Source organism: Qipengyuania flava (assembly GCF_011762005.1).
Classification (GTDB): domain Bacteria; phylum Pseudomonadota; class Alphaproteobacteria; order Sphingomonadales; family Sphingomonadaceae; genus Qipengyuania; species Qipengyuania flava.
Map to the genome: position 1 here is coordinate 339,139 of NZ_JAASQU010000001.1, position 16,647 is coordinate 355,785.

Genomic DNA, 16,647 nt, shown 5'->3' on the forward strand with positions numbered 1-16,647 from the left:
CTATTCGAAAAATTTGCGCAATTTGTCGAGGCCGCGCGCCTTGTCACACACGTTCACATCGCTAAGGGGATGCGCACCAAGAACTTTCTATCGGAAGAGAACAATGGCCAATCGCCCGATGGCGCCGCATCTGCAGATTTGGAAATGGGGTCCGCATATGGCGGTCTCGATCCTGCACCGCATAACCGGAGACGGGATGGCGCTGGTCGGTCTGGGCGTGTTGCTGTGGTGGCTGGGCGCAATGGCCGCCGGCCCCGCGGCCTATGCGACCTTCGAGACGGTGATGGGTTCGCCGCTGGGCATGGTCGTGCTGGTCGGGCTGAGCTGGGCCTTCTTCACGCACATGATGAGCGGGCTGCGTCACTTCGTGCTCGACATCGGTGCGGGCTACGAGCTCGACACGAACAAGACCTGGTCGATCCTCGCGCCGGTCATCGGCATTCTTCTCACCGCGGGCTTCTGGGCCCTCGTCCTGCTTCGCTAAAGGGGATCATCCATGGGTAACGGAACCTCCATCGGACGCGTGCGCGGGCTTGGCTCGGCGCACGAGGGCGCGCATCACTGGCTGGTGCAGCGCTTTACCGCCATCGGCAACATCGTGCTGGCACTGTTCCTTGCGCTCAGCCTCGCGCTGCTGCCGAATTATTCCTTCGCGACCGTGACCGGCTGGGCGTCGCAGACGCTGCCCGCAACCGCGCTGGCGCTGCTGATCGTGTCGGTCTTCTGGCACGCCCGCCTCGGCCTGCAGGTGCTGGTCGAGGACTATGTCCACGATGCCGGGACCAAGTTCGGCACGCTCGCCCTTCTCAACCTTGCAACCATCGGCGGCGGCGCCTTCGGCCTCGTTTCGATCGCCCGCCTCGCCCTTGGAGGAGCCGCCTGATGGCCCGGAACGACACTTTCAGCATCAACGGTCGCGAATATCCGATCACCGATCACACCTATGACGTGGTGGTCGTCGGGGCGGGCGGTTCGGGCCTGCGCGCCACGATGGGCGCCGCCGAAAGCGGTCTCAAGACTGCCAACATCACCAAGGTCTTCCCGACGCGTTCGCACACCGTCGCCGCGCAGGGCGGGATCGCCGCCAGCCTCGGCAACAACACCCCCGACCACTGGTCGTGGCACATGTACGATACCGTCAAGGGCTCCGACTGGCTCGGCGACCAGGACGCGATCGAATATCTGGTGCGCGAGGCGCCGCAGGCGGTCTACGAACTCGAGCATGCCGGCGTGCCCTTCAGCCGCAACGACGACGGCACGATCTACCAGCGCCCCTTCGGCGGCCACATGCAGAACATGGGCGAAGGCCCGCCGGTGCAGCGCACCTGCGCCGCTGCCGACCGCACCGGGCACGCCATGCTGCACGCGCTCTACCAGCAGAGCCTCAAGTACGACGCGGACTTCTTCATCGAATATTTCGCGCTCGACCTGATCATGAAGACCGGTGCGAACGGCGAGAAGGAATGCGTCGGCGTGATCGCCATGTGCCTCGACGACGGCACGATCCACCGCTTCCGTTCGAAAGCGGTGGTGCTGGCGACGGGCGGCTATGGTCGCTGCTATTTCACCGCCACCAGCGCGCATACCTGCACCGGTGACGGCGGCGGTATGGTGCTGCGCGCCGGCCTGCCACTGCAGGACATGGAATTCGTCCAGTTCCACCCGACCGGCATCTACGGTGCGGGCGTGCTCATCACCGAGGGCGCACGCGGCGAGGGCGGCTATCTCACCAATTCCGAGGGCGAGCGCTTCATGGAGCGTTATGCGCCCAGCGCGAAGGATCTCGCCAGCCGCGACGTCGTTTCGCGTTCGATGGCGCTCGAGATGCGCGAAGGCCGCGGCGTGGGCCCTGAAAAGGACCACATCTACCTGCATCTCGACCACATCGATCCGGCCGTGCTGGGCCAGCGCCTTCCGGGGATCACCGAGAGCGGCAAGATCTTCGCCGGCGTCGACCTGACCCGCGAACCGCTGCCGGTGACGCCGACGGTCCATTACAATATGGGCGGCATCCCCTGTAACTATCACGGCGAAGTGATGGCGGGCGACAAGAGCGATCCCGAAAAGATCGTCCCCGGCCTGTTCGCGGTGGGCGAGGCAGCCTGCGTCTCGGTCCACGGAGCGAACCGCCTCGGCTCGAACTCGCTGATCGACCTCGTGGTCTTCGGCCGCGCGACCGGCCACCGGCTCAAGGAACTGATTAAGCCCGGCACCAGCCATGACGAGCTGCCCACCGACAGCGCCGAGCTTTCGCTCAGTCGCCTCGATTATTTCCGCTATGCCGATGGCGATACGCCGACTGCGGCGTTGCGCGCGGACATGCAGAAGACCATGACCCGCCACGCGGCGGTGTTCCGCGACAGCAAGCTGATGGCCGAAGGCGTCGAGAACCTCGCCGCGATCAACGCGCGCATGGCCGACATTAAGGTCCACGATCGCTCGCTGATCTGGAACAGCGATCTGATCGAGACGCTCGAGCTCGACAATCTGATGGCGCAGGCCAATGTCACCATGGTCAGCGCGGAAAACCGCAAGGAAAGCCGCGGCGCGCATGCGCATGAGGACTTCCCCGACCGCAACGATGCCGAATGGATGAAGCACACCATCGCCTGGTTCGACGGCTGGGGCGGCGGTGCGCAGGGTTCGGGCAAGGGCGCGGTCGAGATCGACTACCGTCCGGTGCACGAATACACGCTGACCGACGATGTAAAGTACATCGAGCCGAAGAAGCGCGTCTACTGATGCGGGCGGGGGCGCTCGGCTTCGTCGCGGGTCTCGCGGCGCTGCTTGCCGCCCCCGCCACCGCGCAGCTCAGCGATGCGGAAGAGGTCATGGTCGAATCCGTCGAGAGCGGGTTCGAGCGCGACGTCGCGCTGCTCGAGCAGATCACGCTGATCAATTCGGGATCGCACAACCATGCGGGCGTGAAGGCAGTCGCCGATGTGCTTGCACCCGAACTCGCATCGCTTGGCTTCGAGGTGGAGTGGATCGACCAGTCGGCGAACGGGCGCGCAGGCCATCTGTTCGCGCGGCACGAAGGCACACCCGGCACCACCAAGATGCTGCTGATCGGGCACCTCGATACGGTGTTCGAGCCCGATTCCCCCTTCACCGGCTTCGTCCGCGATGGCGACAGCGCGACCGGCCCGGGCGTGGTCGACGACAAGGGCGGGATCGTAGTGATCCTCGCCGCGCTGCGCGCGATGGAAGCGGCGGGCACGCTGGAAGGCGCGAACATCGTCGTCGCACTGACCGGCGACGAGGAAGATGCCGGCGAACCATTGGAAGCGGCACGCGCGGACCTGGTCGAGGCGGGCCAGTGGGCCGATGTCGCGCTTGGCTACGAGGGACTGTCGCAGCTCGATGGCAAGGATGCGGGCGTGATCGCGCGGCGTTCGTCAGGCAGCTGGACGCTCACCACCAGCGCGAAGAGCGGGCACAGCTCGGGCATATTCTCCGATCATGCGGGCTATGGTGCGATCTATGAAATGGCGCGCATTCTCGACAGCTTCCGGCGCGAACTGCCCGAGGAAAACCTCACCTACAACGTCGGCTTCATGGCGGGCGGCACGCCAGCCGAGCTGGGCGAGGACGGCCTTTCGGCGACCACCGGCGGCAAGACCAACATCATCCCCTCGCATGCGGTGGCGCGCGGCGACCTGCGCGCGCTGACCCCGGCACAGAACGAGGCGACCGCCGAACGCATGCGCACCATCGTCGCCGATCACCTGCCGGGCACCGAGGCTGAAATCGTAATCGAGTTCCGCTATCCGCCGATGGCGCCGAGCGCGGGCAATGCCGCGCTGCTCGACCGGCTCAATGCGATCAATGCCGATCTCGGGCGTGGGGCGATGCAGCCCTATCCCCCTTCGCGGCGCGGCGCCGCCGACATCAGCTTCGTCGCGCCCCATGTCGACGGGCTTGCCGGAATGGGGCCCGCGGGCAGCGGCAGCCATGCAGAAGGCGAGACGATCGACCTGCGCTCGATCGTTCGGCAGGCGCAGCGCTCGGCGATATTGATGAGTCGCTTGGCGCAAGACGCTTCCGCGAAATAGCGCTGCGCCGATGCGGTCGCTGGCAACGCTCGGACTTGCGGTGCTGCTCGCCTCCTGTGCGACCACTGCCGGTTCTCCGCCCGAGCGGCTTGGCGCTGCGCCCTTCTATGCCAAGCATCTCGCTGCTGCGGGCATTCCGATCCTGTCCTCGCAGCGCGTGCCCGACGCAGCGCTGTTCGCCGCGCGCGACATGATGCGCGGAATGCTCGCGCACCGGCCCGATCTGGCTGCATGGCTCGCCGCCAACGACTATCGCGTGGCGCTGATTGCGCGCGACGAAGGGCTGCTGGACCTGCCCGAAAACGCACACTGGACGAAACCCGCCCGCGGCGATCCGCGCCTCACCCGCTGCGAACGCAAGCATTACGACGAGCGTATCGGCGCCAAGACCGATCGCGAATATTGGGACGAGCGCGCCCGCGGCATTGGCGGCGAGCGCATGGCCGGTGCCGAAGAGGACGTGCTGGGCCTGCCGGTCAGCCGCTATTACGGCGAGACGATCTTCGTCCACGAATTCGCCCACAATGTGCTCTTCGCGATCCAGGGTGCGGATCCGGCGCTCTACGCCCGGGTCGAGGCGGCCTATGCCCATGCGCTGGCAAACGGGCTGTGGTTCGAGGAATACACCACGACGACGGTGCAGGAATACTGGGCCGAGGGCTCGCAGTTCTGGTTCAATTCCAACCGGCTACAGGCGTTCGACGGGCGTCAGATCCTGAACCACACCGACCTCGCGGCCTACGACCCGCAGCTCTATGCAGTGCTCGAAGCGGCCTATGGCGAGAACCACCGGCTGCAGTCGGATCCCTTCCACATGCATCCCGCGCGCGTCCCGCCGGGACCGTTGCCGGAAAACACTGCCGAGGTTTGCTAGCCCGCGGGGGCGGATGCGTCGCCGACGCGCCGCATGTCGATGATCTCGACCGGTTCGGCCAGCAATTGCCCCTTCATCCAGCCTTCGCCCTTGTCGGGATCGATCGGCGCGGCGTGGATCGCATGGACGACGTCCATCCCGTCGACGACATGGCCGAACACTGCGAAACCCGCCTGCAGGCTGGGATCGGGCGAGGCGGGATTGGCATCGAGCCCGGTCTGGTCCTTGATCATGATCGAGAAATCGCCCGTCGCGCTGCCGGGGTCGTAGCGCGCCATCGACAGCGCGCCATCGGTGTGGCTGAGCCCTGTTGCGCTGGTCGGCTCATGCGCGATCGGGTCGCGCACGCGGTCGGGATGCATCTGCGTGCCTCCCTGCAGCAACCCGTTGGGCGGCTCCCCATAGTCTAGGTGCATCGCGCGGTAGAATTTCGTCCCGTCGAACCGGTCCTCGTCGACGTAGCGCAGGAAATTGCCGGCGGTGATCGGGGCGCGTTCGGTTTCCAGCGACACGGTGATGTCGCCCATGCTGGTCTCTATCAGGACCAGTTGCGTTGCAAACTCGCGCTCGGGCGGGGCAGCGGGAGCAGGTGATTCGTCCTGCGCGGCGAGCGGGGTAGCCAAAAGCGCGAAGGGGGCAAGGGCAGCAAGAATCCTCGTCATTTATCCAGAGTGATCTGACGTTGGTCGATAAGCAAGTTCCTTTCGCGCGCGTTCATCCACGCTTCAGGTTTACATTCGTAGTCGTTGCGGCTACAGACGTAATCGTAAATTGCGCGACAGACTTCAGGAGTTGGAAATGGCCAAGCGGAGCAACGGTCCGGGCGAACGGATCAGCGAAGCCGAACATGCGGTGATGGAAGTGTTGTGGGATCGCAGCCCGATTTCCGCCGCCGAAGTGTGCGAGGCGATCTGCGCCGATCGCGACTGGTCGATCCCCACCGTCAAGACGCTGCTCAGCCGGCTGGTCCAGAAGGAGGCCGTCGGTACCGAGCCGCAGGGACGCAAGTTTCTCTATCGTCCGCTGATCGCGCGGTCCGAATATGTCGGGGTCGAAAGCCGCCGGCTGGTCAATCGCCTGTTCGGCGGCCGCGCTGCGCCGCTGTTTGCGCAGCTCGCCGAAAGCGAGGCGCTGACCGATGACGATCTCACCGAAATCGAGGCGCTCTTGAGGGAGATGCGCAAATGACCGAGCTTATCCACGCCGGCTGGGACGGCTTCCTGTTCGATACGCTGATGTGGACCGGCGCGCTGATCGCGCTGGTGTTGCTGCTGCGCCGTCCCGTGGCGCGCCATTTCGGGGCGGGGGCAGCCTATGCGCTGTGGTTCCTGCCGCTCGCGCGGCTGATACTGCCGCCCGTGACGCTGCCCGGCTGGATGCGTCCGGCGCTGTCCGACACCGCGCCGGTGGCCGACACTGCCACCGCTGCGGCGCTGGTCCCCGAAGGGGCGGAAGTGCTCGGTCAGACAGAGATGGGTGCCACTTTGGCGCCGGTGCCGATGGATTCGCCGATCGATCTGCTTTCGCCGCTGGTCGTGCTGTGGCTGATCGGCGCGGCGATCTTCATGGGCCGTCGCTTCTGGCTCTATGCGCAGCTGCGCCGCGAATTGCTCGAGAATGCGCGCCCGGTCGGCGAAGTCGACGATATCCGCATGATCGAGACCACCGCGATCTCGGGCCCGATGGCATTCGGCGTGTTCGACAAGGTCATCGCCTTGCCCGACGGTTTCATGGCCAGCCGCGAGCGGCAGGTCCGCGACCTCGCGATCGCGCACGAACTGGCGCATCACCGCGGGCACGACATCCTCGTCAACATGCTGGTCCAGCCGCTGTTCGCGATCCACTGGTTCAATCCGCTCGGCTGGATGGGGTGGGACGCGATGCGCCGCGACCAGGAAGCCGCCTGCGATGCGCGCGTCGTCGCCAGCCGCAGCCGCGACGAGCGCGCCGCCTATGCCGCAATCATCGCCGATTTCGCGCGCCGTCCGCAGATCGCGCCGCGCCCCGCGCTGGCCGCGCCGATGGCCTGCCCGGTTCTGGGCGACAAGTCGATCATCCACCGTCTCAAGAGCCTGCCGATGGACGATGATTCGCGCGGGCGCCGCTGGGCGGCGCGTGGCGCTGTGGCTGCGGCGCTGCTGGCAGTGCCGATGACCGCCAGCATCAGCTATGCCGAGCCCGTAGCGGCGCCAGAGGCACCCGCTGCACCTTTCGCGCCCACCGCGCCGGTCGCCCCCGCCATCGCTGCGCCTGATGCGCCGCCCGCTCCTGATGTGCCGGATGCCCCGCCAGCGCCCGAAGAGCCGGGCGAGCGTGAATTCACCGCCGCTGTGGAGCGCAGGATCGAACGCGAGTTCATCCGCGCCGAGCGCGATATCGAGCGTGCCGAACGCGATATCGAACGCGCCCGTGAGACCGTGGCACGGGTCGAGCGCGACCCGGCGCGCCATGCCCGCTGGGACGGCCGCAACTGGGATCAGATGAGCGACAAGGAAAAGCGCGCCTTCAAGAAGGAAATGGCTCAGTTGCGCAAGGACCTGGCCGATGGCGGCAAGGTGCAGCGCGAGTTGCAGCAGATCGAAGCGCGGCAGGTCGACCGGGCGGAAAGCCGACGCGAGGTCCAGGTTGCACTCGCGGAGGCGCATGCCGAAGCAGCGCAGGTCCGCGCCGAGGCCGTGGCCGAGAAGGCCGTCGCCAGCGCTCCCAAGGTGGTGATGAAATGCCTCGACAAGGACCGCGCGGTCACCACCAAGGTCGACGCCAAGGGGCGCACCACCATGTATGTGTGCGAAAGCTATGGCGACATGGTGGCGCTGAAGGCGCTCAAGCACACGCGCAAGTCGATCGCATCGGATAGCAAGTGGTCCGATGAAACCCGCGCCGAAATACTGGCCGATATCGATGCGGAGATCGCCCGGCTCTCGCGCTGATCGCATGCAGTGCGACCCATGAGGGCGCGGTCGACGGGGCCGCGCCCTTTTTGCTGCCCGCCCTCCGCGTCAGCCGATATTGGTGATCCTGTCGCAGGCGCGGTCGTCGCCCTGCAGGCCCAGCCGCAGCGCCTGGCTGCGCTGCTGCGAGGTGCCGTGGGTGAAGTTCTCCTTCGAAACGCGCCCGCCGGTCAGCCGGTCGTCGCCGATCGCCGCGGCGGCATTCATGCCTTCCTCGATATCGCCCGGCTCGATCAGATTGCGGTTCTTGCCTGCCCATACGCCGGCATAGCAATCGGCCTGCAGTTCCATCAGCACCTGCAATTGGTTGCGGCGCGAGGGGTTCTGCTGCTGCGCGCTGCGGATCTGCTGCGAGATCCCGGTGATCGTCTGGATATGGTGGCCGTATTCATGCGCCAGCACGTAATAGCGCGCGAAATCGCCCCCTGCGCCGAGTTGGCGTTCGAGCGTGTCGTAGAAGCTGGTGTCGATATAGATCGTCTGGTCGGCGGGGCAGTAGAAGGGGCCCATCGAGGAATTGCCCGCGCCGCAGCCCGTGTTGACCCCGCCGCCGCCGTAAAGATCGAGCGTGGGCTGCTGGAACTGGTCGCCGAAGCCCTGTTGCTCGAACGTTGCCGCCCAGGTCTGGTTAAGCGAATCGAGCCCGTTGCACGCTTCGCGCGCATAGGCGCTGCTGGTGCAGATCGCCTGTTCATCGGTGTTTGCCGGACCGGACTGCTGCTGGCCCTGCTGGACGCTTTCCACCATGCCCGCGGTCTGCATCGGGTCGAGCCCGAAGACGAAATACCCCAGCGCCGCGATCACGATCGTACCGCAGCCAAGGCCGCCCGCCTTGCCGCCGGGCACGCCGCCGCCGCCGCTCGATCGCACATTGATATTGCCGGTGTTGAACGGATTGAGCCGCATGCGCATTCCCTTGTTGCCTGGCCGCTTTACAGCGCGGAGTATCTCCGCAATGGCCGATATCGACCATTCCTACAACGTCCGGAGGGCCAATTGTCACACGGTCAATTGCTTAAGGGTAAGCGCGCACTCGTCACCGGCTCGACCAGCGGGATCGGGCTCGCGATCGCCCGGTCGCTGGCGGCAGAGGGTGCCGAAGTGGTGCTCAATGGCTTCGGCGACGAAGCGCAGATCGCCGCATTGTGCGCGGAACTGGGCGCGACCCATTCGGGCGCCGACCTGACCGATGTGCCGCAGATCGAGGCGATGATGGCAGACGCGGGCGAGATCGACATTCTCGTCAACAATGCCGGGATGCAGCATGTCGCGCCGGTCGAGGATTTCCCGGTGGAGAAGTGGGACACGATTATCGCGCTGAACCTTACCGCGGCCTTCCACACCACGCGGCACGCAGTCCCCGGCATGAAACGGAAGGGCTGGGGCCGGATCATCAACACCGCCTCGGCGCATTCGAAGGTCGCGAGCCCGTTCAAGTCCGCATACAATTCGGCCAAGCACGGGCTCGACGGTTTCACCAAGACGGTCGCGCTCGAGCTTGCCGAACACGGCGTCACTGCCAATTGCATCAGTCCCGGCTATGTCTGGACCCCGCTGGTCGAGAACCAGATTCCCGACACGATGAAGGCGCGCGGGATGACGCGCGACGAGGTCGTCAACGATGTGCTGCTGGTCAAGCAGGCAACCAAGAAATTCGTCCAGCCCGAAGAGATCGGCGCGCTCGCCGTGTTCCTGTGCCGCGACGAAGCGCAGAATGTGAACGGCGCCAATTTGAGTGTCGACGGCGGCTGGACCGCGGAATAGCGGTGTGATTTCCACCGCGATCCTGTTCTACGCGGCGTTGGCCGGCAGCCTGCTGCTGAGCCTCGTCGGGCTGCTCGCAGCGTTGCGCGAACCGGCTTTGCGCTTCCGCCTGCCGTGGGCCGTGCTTGCGCTGGTGGGCGTGGGCGGCGGCGCGGCAGCATGGCAGGACCCGGCCGAGATCTACTGGTTCTTCGGCATTGCGCTGCCCACCGTGTCCTACAGCGCGGTGCCGGGAAGCTGGGAACCGCAAACTCTGCGTGTCCTCTTCCCCCTCGGCGCACTCGCGGTTTTGTTGCGTGTCGCACTTCATCGCCGCATTTCCCCCGCTCGCTAACGAGGCCTTTACCCGGACCATCCCCGCAAAAATGCGTGCTGTGCAGCTTGTCGGACATGGCGGGCCCGAGATGCTCGAACTGCGCCAGGTCGCGGTTCCCGAAGTGCGGCGCGGCGAAGTGCTGGTGCGGGTCGCCGCGGCGGCGGTGAACAATACCGATATAAACACGCGCATCGGCTGGTATTCGAAGGGCGATAACGATGCTGCGGATGCGGGCTGGACGGGCACGGCCTTACCGCTTCCGCTGATCCGGGGCGCCGATGTCTGCGGGTACATCGCCGCAGTGGGGGAAGGCGTCGAGCCCGACCGGGTTGGCGAACGGGTGTTGATCGAACCCAGTCTGACCGAGATCGCGGGGGAGCGGCTGGAAACGCCCTGGTATTTCGGCTCCGAATGCGATGGCGGTTTCGCGCAATATACGCGCGTCGCGTCGCGGCACGCGCACCAGGTCGACAGCGCGCTGAGCGATGTCGAACTGGCCAGCTTCCCGTGTTCCTATTCCACCGCGGAGAACATGCTGACCCGTGCAGCTGTCGGGCGGGGCGACCGCGTGCTGGTCACCGGCGCATCGGGCGGGGTGGGATCGGCCGCGATCCAGCTCGCCGCAGCGCGCGGGGCGCTGGTCGATGCATTAACCTCGCCCGCAAAGTTCGAACATCTCGAAAAGCTCGGCGCGCAGCGGACCTTCGCGCGTGATGCCGATTTGCTGAACGACCCCGGCGGGCAGAGCTACGACGTGGTGATCGATCTGGTGGGCGGCCCCGGCTGGCCGGTCCTGCTCGAAGTGCTCAAGCGGAACGGTCGCTACGCCGTCTCGGGCGCGATCGGCGGGCATGGCGTCGAACTCGACCTGCGCACGCTGTACCTCAAGGACCTCAGCCTGTTCGGCTGCACCGTGCTGGGCGAGGGGGTGTTCGCAGGATTGGTCGAGCGGATCGAGAGCGGACAGATTCGTCCGCTGGTGGCCGAGACCTTCCCGCTCGAACGGATTGCGCAGGCGCAGGATCTGTTCCAGCAGAAAGGCCATGTCGGCAAGATTGTGCTCGAGGTCGGCTGACGTCCGACCCCGATTCCAGCAGGCCTCAGAACCTTGCGTAGACCCAGCTGCCCTTGCTCCAGCCACCGAAGGGTTTGCGCGTATCGACCCGCGCCCGCAGGTAGTTCTTCTGCAGGTTCAGCTCGATGACCATGCGCAGCAGGCTGCCGGTGGGATCGTAGAACTTGGCGCTCGTCTTTTTGCGGTTGAGCTTGAAAGTGCCGTTGATGACGCCTGCCACGACACCTTCGGCCGAGCTGTCCTCGATCGGATCGCGCAGGTGAAAGATGCCCGCAACGGTCGCCGCGCCGACTGTGAAGCCGAACGGAATATCGATCGAGACCTGGCCATTCTCGTCGGGCGTCAGGCCCTGCTTGTAATGTTCGAAGCGTGCCGTTTCCTCGGCGGAGGCCTCGAGGATTTCGACATCGCCGACTTCGCTTTCTTCCGTCATCTTGCTTCCTTCCCGTTGTTGGAAGCCGAAGCGTAGATCGTTGCGGGGCGACTGCTGACCCGGTTTGCATCCACTCCGGATGTACCGCGGCCTCGGCGCCCCTCTAGCGCGCAGGGGAAACCGTCGTTACATGGGCCGCCACATTTCTCCCCGGCAGGCGATTCTCTCAGTGGCACATCTCGACATCCCCCTCGGTCTGACTTTCGACGACGTTTTGCTGCGTCCGGCCGAGAGCGATATCCTGCCTTCGATGGCCAACACCGCCACGCGGCTGACGCGCGAGATCGCGCTCAACATCCCGGTGGTTTCCTCCGCAATGGATACGATTACCGAAGCGGACATGGCGATCGCCATGGCGCAACTGGGCGGGATCGGCGTGCTGCATCGCAATCTCGAGGTCGACCAGCAGGTCGCCGCAGTGCGCGCGGTCAAGCGTTTCGAAAGCGGCATGGTGGTCAATCCGATCACAATCCATCCCGATGCGACGCTGGGCGAAGCGCAGCAGATCATGGCGGCCAACCGCATCAGCGGCATTCCCGTAACCGATCGCGGCGGCAAGCTGGTGGGCATCCTCACCAATCGCGACGTGCGCTTCGCCGAGAACCCGCTGCAGCCGGTCAAGGAACTGATGACCACGCACGATCTTGCTACCGTGCCGCTGGGCACCGGGCAGGACGAGGCACGCCGCCTGCTGCACCAGCGCCGGATCGAGAAGCTGCTGGTGGTCGACGACAGCGGCCGCTGCGTCGGGCTGATCACGGTCAAGGACATCGAGAAGGCGGTTGCCTATCCCGAAGCGACCAAGGACGAGCAGGGCCGGCTGCGCGTGGCCGCGGCGACGACTGTCGGCGACAAGGGCTTCGAACGTACCGAAGCGCTGATCGATGCGGGTGTCGACGTGGTGGTGATCGACACCGCGCATGGCCACAACAAGGACGTGGCGCGCGCAGTCGAACGCGTGAAGAAGCTGTCGAACAGCGTCCAGGTGATCGCGGGCAATGTCGCTACCGCCGAAGCGACCAAGGCGCTCGCGGGGGCAGGCGCCGACGCGGTCAAGGTCGGGATCGGTCCGGGATCGATCTGCACCACCCGCGTCGTCGCCGGAGTCGGCGTGCCGCAGCTGACCGCGGTGATGGACAGCGCCGAAGCCGCCGAACGGCACGGCATCCCCGTGATCGCGGATGGCGGCCTGCGCACCAGCGGCGATGCCGCCAAGGCGCTGGCTGCGGGTGCGAGCACAGTCATGGTCGGGTCGATGCTTGCCGGGACCGAGGAAGCGCCGGGCGAAACCTTCATCTACCAGGGCCGCAGCTACAAGGCCTATCGCGGCATGGGCAGCGTGGGCGCAATGGCGCGCGGCAGTGCCGACCGCTATTTCCAGGCCGATGTCAGCCAGCAGAAGCTGGTCCCCGAGGGGATCGAGGGGCAGGTGCCCTACAAGGGGCCTGCCGCGGCGGTCGTTCACCAGCTCGTCGGCGGGATCAAGGCGGCGATGGGCTATACCGGCAGCGCCACGATCGAAGACCTGCGCAAGCGCGCGCAATTCGTGCGCATCACCAATGCCGGCCTGACCGAGAGCCATGTCCACGACGTCGCGATCACGCGCGAGGCGCCCAACTACCCGACGCGCTGACCGGTGGAACTGTTCTATCCGATCATGCTCTTTCTCCTGCACGCGGGAGATGCCGAGGGCGCACGCCCCGAGCTGACGCGTCATTCGGTCCTGTTCGAAACCGTCGAGGCCTGCGAGGCCGCGGGCAAGCGGATCCTAGAGCGTGCGGGGGGCGATGCCCCCGGGCCGGTCCACGCCTATTGCACCGCGATCCCCGGACCCGAGGAATTCGAAACGCTGTTCGAAGCAATGGATGCGCGGCGCGATGCGGCGCGCGCGGACAAGTCATGACCCCGGCAGCGCGCGTCCAGACGTCGATCGAATTGCTCGACACGATCATCGCTTCGGCGCGCGCGAAGGGTGCGCCCGCCGATCGCATCCTCGCCGACTGGTTTCGTAACAACCGTTTCGCTGGGTCGAAGGACCGGCGTGCGATCCGTGCGCTGGTCTATGCCGCGATCCGCGCCTGCGGGCCGGTGCCCGCCTCGGGCCGTGCGGCGATGCTGCGGCTGGCCGAAACCGATGGCGACATCCGCCCGCTGTTCGACGGATCGAACTACGGTCCCGCGCCGATCGACGAGGGCGAGGCGGTTGCCGAGGGCGGCGTTGCACCCGCATGGCTGGTCGAACGGCTGCGCGGCTCCGCGGTGGACGATGCAGAGGCGGCCGCCCTGCTCGAACGTGCGCCGCTCGACTTGCGGGTCAACACACTCAAGGCCGAACGCGCCACGCTGACGCTGCCCGAGCCGTTCGAGACGACCGCTGCGCCGCAAGGCCTGCGCCTGCCCACGGGAACGTTGATCGAGCAATGGCCCGCGTTCCGCGAAGGCGCGGTGGAGGTGCAGGACACCGGTTCGCAGCTCGCCTGCGCGGCGCTGGCAGCGCAGCCGGGTGAAACGGTGATCGATCTGTGCGCGGGCGGCGGCGGCAAGACGCTGGCGCTGGCCGCGGCGATGGACAATCAGGGGCGGCTGATCGCTTCGGACACCGATCACGGCCGCTTGTCGCGGCTGGCACCGCGCGCCGAGCGTGCGTGCGCGACCAATATCGAGACCGTGCTGCTCGATCCGCAGCGCGAAATGGACGCCTTGCAGCCATTTGCCGGACAGGCCGATGCGGTGCTGATCGATGCGCCCTGTTCGGGCACGGGCACGTGGCGGCGCAATCCCGAAGCGCGCTGGCGGCTCGACGAGGGTGAACTCGCGCGGCTGTGCGCGATTCAGGCGCGGCTGCTCGACCTCGCGGTCGGGCTGGTCAGGCCCGGCGGACGGATCGTCTATGTAACCTGTTCGCTGCTCGACGAGGAAGGCGCGGACCAGTTCGCCGGCTTTCTCGCGCGGCACCGGCAGCTCGCTATGCGCGAGCTCGCGCTGCCGCTCGGCCGCGCGCATGGGCAGGGTGTTCGGCTGAGCCCGTCTCGCGATGGTACGGACGGATTTTTCATCGCCTGTGCAGGGTGAACGTGTTAGCCATGTCGATTATGGCTGATCCGCCACAAGAAGAACGGAACACCCTGCTGGAGACGATGATGCGTTTTGCCCCCGCCGCTGCTGCACTTTCGCTGGCCCTCGTCGTGACCTCCAGTGTCGGCTGGGCGGGTGAACGCGCGCCGGCACCGCGCGCGGGCGTGTTGCTCGCCGAAGGGCAGGCCGCGCTCGAACAGGGCGACGTGCAGGGCGCGATCGACGCCTATGAAGCCGCGCTGACGGTGGACCCGGGCTATACGCCGATCTTCCTGCGGCTGGCTGAAGCCGCGCGCGCCGATCAATTGCAGGGCAAGGCGATCCGCTATTACCGCGAGGCGCTCGACCGCGACCCGCGCAATCTCGCCGCCATTGCGGGCGAGGGACAGGCGCTGGTCGAGAAGGGCGCGCTGGAAAAGGCCAAGGGCAGTCTCGCCAAGCTGGAATCGCTCTGCGGCGCGAGCTGTCCCGAGACGCAGACGCTGTCGGCCACGATCGCCGCGGGCCCGCCGGCGCGCGTACAGACCGCCGAGGCGGTCCTGCCCGAAGCGAATTCGCCGCAAGCCAACTGAGGCCGGCGCGCCCGGAAATCGTCCATCACCCCGCTGGGCGGCGGACGAAGCGGGTCACACCAGCTCGCGAAACGCCTCGACCACCGCGCGGTAAACGCGCTTCTTGAAGGGCACGATCAGTTCGGGAAGTTGCTCGGCATCGACCCATTTCCAGTCGCAGAATTCGGGCGGGTCATGCGCCTCGAGATCGATATCGGCATCGCTGCCGGTGAAGCGCGCGAGATACCACACCTGTTCCTGCCCGCGGTACTTTCCGCCCCACAGCTTCCCGATCAGGTCCTCGGGCAGGTCGTAGCGCACCGGTTCGTCCATCGCCTTGAGGATGGTGACATGCTCCGCGCGCGCACCGGTTTCTTCGGCCAGTTCGCGCAGCGCGGCATCCCTGAGGTCTTCGCCCTCGTCGACGCCGCCTTGCGGCATCTGCCACCAGTCGCCTTCCTTGTTGTCGATCCTGCGGCCGACGAAAACCTTGCCGTCCGCATTCACCAGCATCACGCCCACGCAGGGGCGGTAACCGAGCTCTTCGCTCACCTGTGTCGCTCCACCATCAGTTTTACGGCGTCGAGAAACGCCTCGAGATCGTTCTGGCCGCTCGGTATCGCTTTTCTCAGCGTGGTAAAACCGTGAATGATGCCGGGGAACTCGAGATAGACGGTTTCCGTGCCGAGCTGCACCAGATGTGCGGCGTATTCCCGTCCCGAGTCGCGCAGCGGGTCGAGCCCGGCGGTGCAGACCACGGTCGGCGGCGTGCCCGAACAGTCGCCCACCATCGGCGTGTGTCGCGGGTCGCTGGCATCGCCGCCATACTGGCTGGTGAACCACGCCATCGCCGCGCCGGTCAGCAGGAAACCCTCGGCGAACATCGCCAGGCTGCTGTGGCGGCTGAGGTCGCTGGCAACCGGATAGATCGGCGCCTGCACCACCACGGGGACCGCGGCGGGTTCGTTGGCCAGCTGGTTGGTCGTCACGATCGTCAGATTTCCGCCCGCGCTGTCGCCGGTAATCACCAGGCCGGTGATCTCGCGGTCCAGTTCGGCGGGCGACGAGGCGATCCAGCGCGCGGCCGCTTCGCAATCGTCGGGCGCGGCGGGGAAGGGGTGTTCGGGGGCAAGGCGGTAATCGACCGAGACCACCGGCAGATCGAGGTGGTGCGCGATCTCGGTGCACAGCGCGTCGTAGACTTCGAGATCGCCGATCACGAAACCGCCGCCGTGGATGAACATGACGCAGGGACCCGCCGCGCGGGTGTCGCGCGGATCGTAGAAGCGCAGCGGAATGTCGCCCGCGGGGCCGGGGCAGATGAGGTCGCGGCGTATCGCCATCGGGCGCGGTTCGGCCTCGGCGACGCTACCCAGCGTGCGCATCTGTTCGCGCCCCTCGACCGCGCCGACTTCCTCGACGCCTTTCGTGCCCATAGCCTCGAGCATGTCGAGGAAGCCGCGTACGTCCTCGCGCACATAATGTTCTGTATCGGCCATAACGCTCTCTCTCCAATTTGCGTTGCTTTTTGGGACTTAGCGTGTTTGGAGCGC

The 16,647-nt window shown here is 66.3% G+C and carries 19 protein-coding genes; 14 read left to right on the top strand and 5 right to left on the bottom strand.

Annotation, left to right across the window (positions count from 1 at the left end; all coding sequences use genetic code 11):
- Window positions 1-103 precede the first annotated feature (103 nt).
- The 5 genes from sdhC to FHS69_RS01715 are packed head-to-tail and all read left to right on the top strand — an operon-like array spanning window position 104 to window position 4,929.
- The gene (sdhC, locus tag FHS69_RS01695) at window positions 104-484 is read left to right on the top strand and encodes a succinate dehydrogenase, cytochrome b556 subunit (RefSeq protein ID WP_067466240.1); all 381 of its coding nucleotides are present in this window, start codon (window positions 104-106) and stop codon (window positions 482-484) included.
- A 12-nt stretch (window positions 485-496) separates the two neighbouring features.
- Window positions 497-883 carry a succinate dehydrogenase, hydrophobic membrane anchor protein gene (sdhD, locus tag FHS69_RS01700; RefSeq protein WP_067466243.1) on the top strand — a complete coding sequence of 129 codons (387 nt, stop codon included), beginning with the start codon at window positions 497-499 and terminating at the stop codon, window positions 881-883.
- Window positions 883-2,742: a succinate dehydrogenase flavoprotein subunit gene (gene sdhA, locus FHS69_RS01705; protein WP_166776050.1), complete on the top strand. Its 1,860-nt coding sequence runs from the start codon at window positions 883-885 to the stop codon at window positions 2,740-2,742. The genes sdhD and sdhA overlap by 1 nt, the downstream gene beginning before the upstream one ends.
- On the top strand, window positions 2,742-4,055 hold the full coding sequence (locus FHS69_RS01710; protein WP_166776052.1) for a M20/M25/M40 family metallo-hydrolase: 1,314 nt from the start codon (window positions 2,742-2,744) through the stop codon (window positions 4,053-4,055). Before sdhA ends, FHS69_RS01710 begins: the two co-directional genes overlap by 1 nt.
- A 10-nt stretch (window positions 4,056-4,065) precedes the next feature.
- Window positions 4,066-4,929: a glycoside hydrolase gene (locus tag FHS69_RS01715; RefSeq protein WP_166776054.1), complete on the top strand. Its 864-nt coding sequence runs from the start codon at window positions 4,066-4,068 to the stop codon at window positions 4,927-4,929.
- On the opposite strand, the gene FHS69_RS01720 is transcribed toward FHS69_RS01715, so the two are convergent.
- On the bottom strand, window positions 4,926-5,591 hold the full coding sequence (locus FHS69_RS01720) for a peptidylprolyl isomerase (protein WP_166776056.1): 666 nt from the start codon (window positions 5,589-5,591) through the stop codon (window positions 4,926-4,928). The genes FHS69_RS01715 and FHS69_RS01720 overlap by 4 nt on opposite strands.
- A 136-nt stretch (window positions 5,592-5,727) precedes the next feature.
- On the opposite strand from FHS69_RS01720, the gene FHS69_RS01725 reads away from it, so the two are divergent.
- Both FHS69_RS01725 and FHS69_RS01730 read left to right on the top strand, forming a co-directional pair.
- Window positions 5,728-6,117 (top strand): BlaI/MecI/CopY family transcriptional regulator, encoded by a 390-nt coding sequence (locus tag FHS69_RS01725; protein WP_166776058.1) that lies wholly within the window; start codon window positions 5,728-5,730, stop codon window positions 6,115-6,117.
- Window positions 6,114-7,859, top strand: coding sequence for a M56 family metallopeptidase (locus FHS69_RS01730; protein ID WP_166776060.1), 1,746 nt, complete (start codon window positions 6,114-6,116; stop codon window positions 7,857-7,859). The genes FHS69_RS01725 and FHS69_RS01730 overlap by 4 nt, the downstream gene beginning before the upstream one ends.
- Before the next feature lie 69 nt (window positions 7,860-7,928).
- Here FHS69_RS01730 and ypfJ read toward each other — a convergent pair whose 3' ends face one another.
- Window positions 7,929-8,786 (bottom strand): KPN_02809 family neutral zinc metallopeptidase, encoded by an 858-nt coding sequence (gene ypfJ, locus FHS69_RS01735; RefSeq protein WP_166776062.1) that lies wholly within the window; start codon window positions 8,784-8,786, stop codon window positions 7,929-7,931.
- A gap of 105 nt (window positions 8,787-8,891) precedes the next feature.
- Here ypfJ and FHS69_RS01740 point away from each other — a divergent pair, with 105 nt between their 5' ends.
- From FHS69_RS01740 to FHS69_RS01750, 3 genes are read left to right on the top strand one after another with little or no spacing between them, the layout of a single operon-like run.
- Complete coding sequence (locus FHS69_RS01740) at window positions 8,892-9,644, top strand: 3-hydroxybutyrate dehydrogenase (RefSeq protein ID WP_166776064.1); 753 nt, start codon at window positions 8,892-8,894, stop codon at window positions 9,642-9,644.
- A 4-nt stretch (window positions 9,645-9,648) separates the two neighbouring features.
- Window positions 9,649-9,978, top strand: a complete 330-nt coding sequence (locus FHS69_RS01745) for a hypothetical protein (protein ID WP_166776066.1) — start codon at window positions 9,649-9,651, stop codon at window positions 9,976-9,978.
- Window positions 9,979-10,009: 31 nt separating this feature from the next.
- The gene (locus tag FHS69_RS01750; protein WP_166776067.1) at window positions 10,010-11,035 is read left to right on the top strand and encodes an alcohol dehydrogenase family protein; all 1,026 of its coding nucleotides are present in this window, start codon (window positions 10,010-10,012) and stop codon (window positions 11,033-11,035) included.
- Window positions 11,036-11,060: 25 nt separating this feature from the next.
- Here FHS69_RS01750 and FHS69_RS01755 read toward each other — a convergent pair whose 3' ends face one another.
- Window positions 11,061-11,468 (bottom strand): hypothetical protein, encoded by a 408-nt coding sequence (locus FHS69_RS01755; protein ID WP_166776069.1) that lies wholly within the window; start codon window positions 11,466-11,468, stop codon window positions 11,061-11,063.
- 130 nt (window positions 11,469-11,598) lie between these two features.
- On the opposite strand from FHS69_RS01755, the gene guaB reads away from it, so the two are divergent.
- The 4 genes from guaB to FHS69_RS01775 are packed head-to-tail and all read left to right on the top strand — an operon-like array spanning window position 11,599 to window position 15,115.
- Window positions 11,599-13,101, top strand: coding sequence for an IMP dehydrogenase (gene guaB, locus FHS69_RS01760; RefSeq protein ID WP_166776071.1), 1,503 nt, complete (start codon window positions 11,599-11,601; stop codon window positions 13,099-13,101).
- Between the two features lie 3 nt (window positions 13,102-13,104).
- Complete coding sequence (locus FHS69_RS01765; protein ID WP_166776073.1) at window positions 13,105-13,371, top strand: hypothetical protein; 267 nt, start codon at window positions 13,105-13,107, stop codon at window positions 13,369-13,371.
- Window positions 13,368-14,540 (top strand): RsmB/NOP family class I SAM-dependent RNA methyltransferase, encoded by a 1,173-nt coding sequence (locus FHS69_RS01770; protein ID WP_166776075.1) that lies wholly within the window; start codon window positions 13,368-13,370, stop codon window positions 14,538-14,540. The genes FHS69_RS01765 and FHS69_RS01770 overlap by 4 nt, the downstream gene beginning before the upstream one ends.
- Window positions 14,541-14,551: 11 nt before the next feature.
- Window positions 14,552-15,115 carry a tetratricopeptide repeat protein gene (locus FHS69_RS01775; RefSeq protein WP_243844502.1) on the top strand — a complete coding sequence of 188 codons (564 nt, stop codon included), beginning with the start codon at window positions 14,552-14,554 and terminating at the stop codon, window positions 15,113-15,115.
- A gap of 54 nt (window positions 15,116-15,169) precedes the next feature.
- On the opposite strand, the gene FHS69_RS01780 is transcribed toward FHS69_RS01775, so the two are convergent.
- Both FHS69_RS01780 and FHS69_RS01785 read right to left on the bottom strand, forming a co-directional pair.
- Window positions 15,170-15,646 (bottom strand): RNA pyrophosphohydrolase, encoded by a 477-nt coding sequence (locus FHS69_RS01780; RefSeq protein ID WP_082834475.1) that lies wholly within the window; start codon window positions 15,644-15,646, stop codon window positions 15,170-15,172.
- Window positions 15,643-16,593 (bottom strand): alpha/beta hydrolase, encoded by a 951-nt coding sequence (locus tag FHS69_RS01785; RefSeq protein WP_166776077.1) that lies wholly within the window; start codon window positions 16,591-16,593, stop codon window positions 15,643-15,645. The genes FHS69_RS01780 and FHS69_RS01785 overlap by 4 nt, the downstream gene beginning before the upstream one ends.
- Between the last annotated feature and the right edge of the window lie 54 nt (window positions 16,594-16,647).

What these genes read in the sequence shown, in the direction of transcription:
- guaB (WP_166776071.1), top strand. Translation starts at nt 11,599, where the DNA reads ATGGGCCGCCACATTTCTCCCCGGCAGGCGATTCTCTCAGTGGCACAT.
- FHS69_RS01785 (WP_166776077.1), bottom strand. Translation starts at nt 16,593, where the DNA reads ATGGCCGATACAGAACATTATGTGCGCGAGGACGTACGCGGCTTCCTC.
- sdhA (WP_166776050.1), top strand. Translation starts at nt 883, where the DNA reads ATGGCCCGGAACGACACTTTCAGCATCAACGGTCGCGAATATCCGATC.
- FHS69_RS01710 (WP_166776052.1), top strand. Translation starts at nt 2,742, where the DNA reads ATGCGGGCGGGGGCGCTCGGCTTCGTCGCGGGTCTCGCGGCGCTGCTT.
- FHS69_RS01725 (WP_166776058.1), top strand. Translation starts at nt 5,728, where the DNA reads ATGGCCAAGCGGAGCAACGGTCCGGGCGAACGGATCAGCGAAGCCGAA.
- FHS69_RS01770 (WP_166776075.1), top strand. Translation starts at nt 13,368, where the DNA reads ATGACCCCGGCAGCGCGCGTCCAGACGTCGATCGAATTGCTCGACACG.
- FHS69_RS01750 (WP_166776067.1), top strand. Translation starts at nt 10,010, where the DNA reads ATGCGTGCTGTGCAGCTTGTCGGACATGGCGGGCCCGAGATGCTCGAA.
- sdhC (WP_067466240.1), top strand. Translation starts at nt 104, where the DNA reads ATGGCCAATCGCCCGATGGCGCCGCATCTGCAGATTTGGAAATGGGGT.
- FHS69_RS01775 (WP_243844502.1), top strand. Translation starts at nt 14,552, where the DNA reads ATGTCGATTATGGCTGATCCGCCACAAGAAGAACGGAACACCCTGCTG.
- FHS69_RS01755 (WP_166776069.1), bottom strand. Translation starts at nt 11,468, where the DNA reads ATGACGGAAGAAAGCGAAGTCGGCGATGTCGAAATCCTCGAGGCCTCC.
- FHS69_RS01715 (WP_166776054.1), top strand. Translation starts at nt 4,066, where the DNA reads ATGCGGTCGCTGGCAACGCTCGGACTTGCGGTGCTGCTCGCCTCCTGT.
- FHS69_RS01730 (WP_166776060.1), top strand. Translation starts at nt 6,114, where the DNA reads ATGACCGAGCTTATCCACGCCGGCTGGGACGGCTTCCTGTTCGATACG.
- ypfJ (WP_166776062.1), bottom strand. Translation starts at nt 8,786, where the DNA reads ATGCGGCTCAATCCGTTCAACACCGGCAATATCAATGTGCGATCGAGC.
- sdhD (WP_067466243.1), top strand. Translation starts at nt 497, where the DNA reads ATGGGTAACGGAACCTCCATCGGACGCGTGCGCGGGCTTGGCTCGGCG.
- FHS69_RS01720 (WP_166776056.1), bottom strand. Translation starts at nt 5,591, where the DNA reads ATGACGAGGATTCTTGCTGCCCTTGCCCCCTTCGCGCTTTTGGCTACC.